Source organism: Xenorhabdus sp. PB61.4 (assembly GCF_963894935.1).
Lineage (GTDB): Bacteria > Pseudomonadota > Gammaproteobacteria > Enterobacterales > Enterobacteriaceae > Xenorhabdus > Xenorhabdus stockiae.
Map to the genome: position 1 here is coordinate 1 of NZ_CAWQJR010000091.1, position 3,373 is coordinate 3,373.

A 3,373-nucleotide genomic window follows, 5' to 3' on the forward strand; every position below is an offset into this window, starting at 1 on the left:
AGGAGAAAAAAAACGCCGGCGGGACGGGTAGCCCTGAGTGTAGCGGAACTGCGTAAGTTGCTGTCAAAACTGATGGAAAAGGCAGAGAAGACCGTAGAACAAATTTTATCTTGGTCAGATTGGCGACGACGACATCAATACTATGCGCAACAATGTCACTACCGCTACCAGGCAAAGCGCCTGATGACGGAATCGTTACGACTGTAGTACTAGAATGCTCGAGGCCTGTGGATGACTTTCTTCGGTTGCGCTACTGGCAAGCCCGGTTGCCGCCCCTAAAAAACCAACTCCGGCCAAAATCGCCCCGCTCAGCGTCAGGGAGGCTCCCCCCGTTGGGATGGCCGCCGCCAACTCCGCAGCCATTCCAAACAGACCTAATGCTATTCCCAGAATACTGCCCACACTCATGTGCCCACTCGGATCGGTCCGATTGATCGGATCGCCCAGGCAGTACGCATACGGGTTCAGCCCTCCGGCCCCGAACGGGCTGAGGCTGTCCGGCGCCGTAAACCGCATCAGTACCGGGTTATAAGTCCGGTAACCGTTACCCAGATGATACCCGCCCCCGGCCGGGTCCTGCCGCTCCCCGTTATAGCCCGGCAAATCCGGATCACTGTCCGCCGCCGCCTGCTGCCCGTACGGGGTATAGCGAAAACGCGATCCCCGCTCATTGTGACGGCTCAGCAGCACACTACCCGGCCCGTCCGTGCCCAGTAAATGCACGCCGTCAGCCGTAATACTCGCCGCTGGCGCACTGCCCGCTTGCACCAGCCGCGTGACCGCACCGCTTTCCCGCTGAATTTCCGCCACCCGGCTTGCCCCCTGATAATACAGCTCCCGGGTGCCCGCCTTACCCCGCCGCTGCAACGCCAGCCGCCCGCTGGCATCATAACCGTAAGTCTGCGTGCTCCCTCCCTGCGTGACTGAGGCCAGCCGGCCCAGCCCGTCATAGGCCAGCCTTCGATGCGACTCATCCTCAATCAGCTGCCCGGCTTTATCGTAAGTGAGGACAATCGTGGCCGGGTAGGCCGGGTGGTTATGGGTGATTTTCGTCAGCTGGCAGGGGTCGGCCGGATTCGCGTAACTGAAGCGGGCCGTGTCCTGACTGCCGTCCGCCAGAGTGGTGAGACAGGTCAGCAGGTTGCCCAGCCGGTCGTAGGTAAACTGCTGGCGGCTCAGAGTCTGCCCATAGGCATCCCGCGGGCATTCCGTGCCCGAACAGCGGTAATCCGTCAGCCAGCGGCGGTGGGCATCGTAGGTATAAGACTCTTCCCGCAACCGCACCGCGGGCTGGGAGTCGTTCGCCGGCCGGACCGCGGTGGTCCGGCTCGCCAGTTGTCCGGTCAGGGTATAAGTCTGGTTCAGGGTCAGGATGTCCGTCCCGCTTTCAATCCGCCGCTCCACTTCCCGGCTGAAATCATCAAAGGTCAGGGTCGTCACCAACTGCTGCTGACGGGCATTGTCCTGCACCGTCCAGCGGTCTGTCCGCCCGACCGCATCATACCGGAGGGTCACGGTCACCGCCTCATCCACCGCCTTAACCGGCCGGCCCAGACCATCAAACTGCAGCCGGTGCCCGACCCCCGTCATATCCTGACAGGCCGTCAGCTGACCGGTCGGGGAATAGTGATACACGGCACGGCGCGCCGGCCCGGCCCCCGCATCGTCAAACTTCACCGTTTCTTCCTTAAGCTGCCCCGCCGGGGTATAAGTGCGTTGCAACGTGGCCTGTCCGACCGCCTCCGACCGGGTCAGCGCCCCACTCTGACCATCATAGGTAAACTGCTGCGTGAGGCCCGGGGCGGTCACGCGGATGGGGACATTGCCCAGCCGCGGCTCATATTGCATCGTCGCCGTCTGCCCCAAGGCGTCTGTCACGGTGTCCGGCAGCGGACTGACGCCCTGATAGGTGCTCTTCTCCGTCCGGCCACCGACCGTGCTCCACTTTACCCGCCCCAGACTGTCAAACTCCCGCTCACCGAGCACTTTCCCGTCCACTTCCATTCTGACCACTAAATTACCGGGACTGAACGGCGCATAGGTTTTCCGTACCACCGTGCCGTCACTGTAGCGGACGGTCGCGACCCGGTTAAAGGCATCGTAGGTGTATTCGGTTTTCTTCCCCAGTGTATCCAGAGTGGCCCGTAATCGGCCCAGCCCATCATACCAGTGGCTTTGCCGGGATATCGGTTGATGCTGACTGTCGAACAGGGTGACCGTCAGCGGCTGGTGACGAACGTTATAGTGGGTTTGCGTGGTGCCAAATGGCAGGTCCCCGGCCTGAGTGGTTTGCTGCGCTATCCGGGTCACCGGGTCGTAATGCTGTACATGGCGCGTCCCCGTCGCGTCCGTTATCACGCAGGGCTGCCCCCAGTCGTCATAGTCTGTCTGCTGGCTGACCGCGATACACTCGGTTTCTGCCGGGTTGTTCCCGGTCGGTAACTGGTCATACCGGGTCTGGTTCACCACCCGGCCCCAGCTGTCCCGCTGCGTCCTCGCCACCTTTTGCCATCCCGCATTCTCCTGCCCTTTCAGCAACATAGCCTGCTTACATCGCCGCCCCTGTCCGTCAAACCAGGTCCGGCTCTGATTGCCCAGCACATCACTCTGGGTGGTCGCCACCACGCCTGCCTGTTCAATGGCGTAGGCATATTCAATGTCACGGGCGTATGCCGTCCCGGCATTATTCAGCTGCTTAGACAGGCGGCCAAACGCATCATACTCATACAGCGCCGTACAGCCCTGATGGTCCTGCTCAAACCCCGCTTTATGGCTGAAGCAGGAGCGGATTTGCACGCTGGACGCCGTCAGGCCGTCATGCTCACTCGTCCAGTGTGTCGTTTGTTTCAGGCGCTGTTTATCCAACTGATAGTGAAAGACCTGTCGCTGGGTATATCCCTGACCGGCTCCGTCATACACCGTCTGCTCAAGGCGCTCTACCCGCCCGTAGTGGCGGGAATTCAGCCGGCTGACATAGCCGGTCTGATGCGTGTGCAACAACTGGCGCTGTCCGGTGTGCCGGTCCACCCGGAACAGACACTGGTGCGTCCGCACCACCGCCGTTTTGGTCGCAGTTCCCGGCAGCGTGGGCAGGGAATCATAACGGTAAATCACCACATGCGCCGGCGCATCGTCATAGGCCCCGACGGGGGAAGCCACGCCCGGGGTCACCGTTTTCGATTTAACATAGCGGACAAACCCATGGGGGTCAGCCGGACAGCCGTAGCAATCGTCATTCAGCCGTGTCACCTCCCCTTTGGCTGGGTAATAGACCCACACCGTGCGGGTGCCGTCCGGGGCAATCTGCAGGGTGGGGTTGCCGGCCGCATCAAACTCAGTCCGGGTCACCTCCTCCCGCTGGCCGTTGCCAGCA

Annotated in this window: 1 protein-coding gene and 1 pseudogene; one reads left to right on the forward strand and one right to left on the reverse strand. The window is 61.6% G+C overall.

The window, feature by feature from the left end:
* Positions 1-207: pseudogene (locus tag AACX68_RS05925) on the forward strand (hypothetical protein); the annotation flags it as partial.
* Here AACX68_RS05925 and AACX68_RS05930 read toward each other — a convergent pair.
* Entirely contained in the window at positions 196-3,348 is a 3,153-nt protein-coding gene (locus AACX68_RS05930; protein WP_228860811.1) for an RHS repeat-associated core domain-containing protein, read from the reverse strand. The pseudogene AACX68_RS05925 and the gene AACX68_RS05930 overlap by 12 nt on opposite strands.
* Positions 3,349-3,373: the final 25 nt, after the last annotated feature.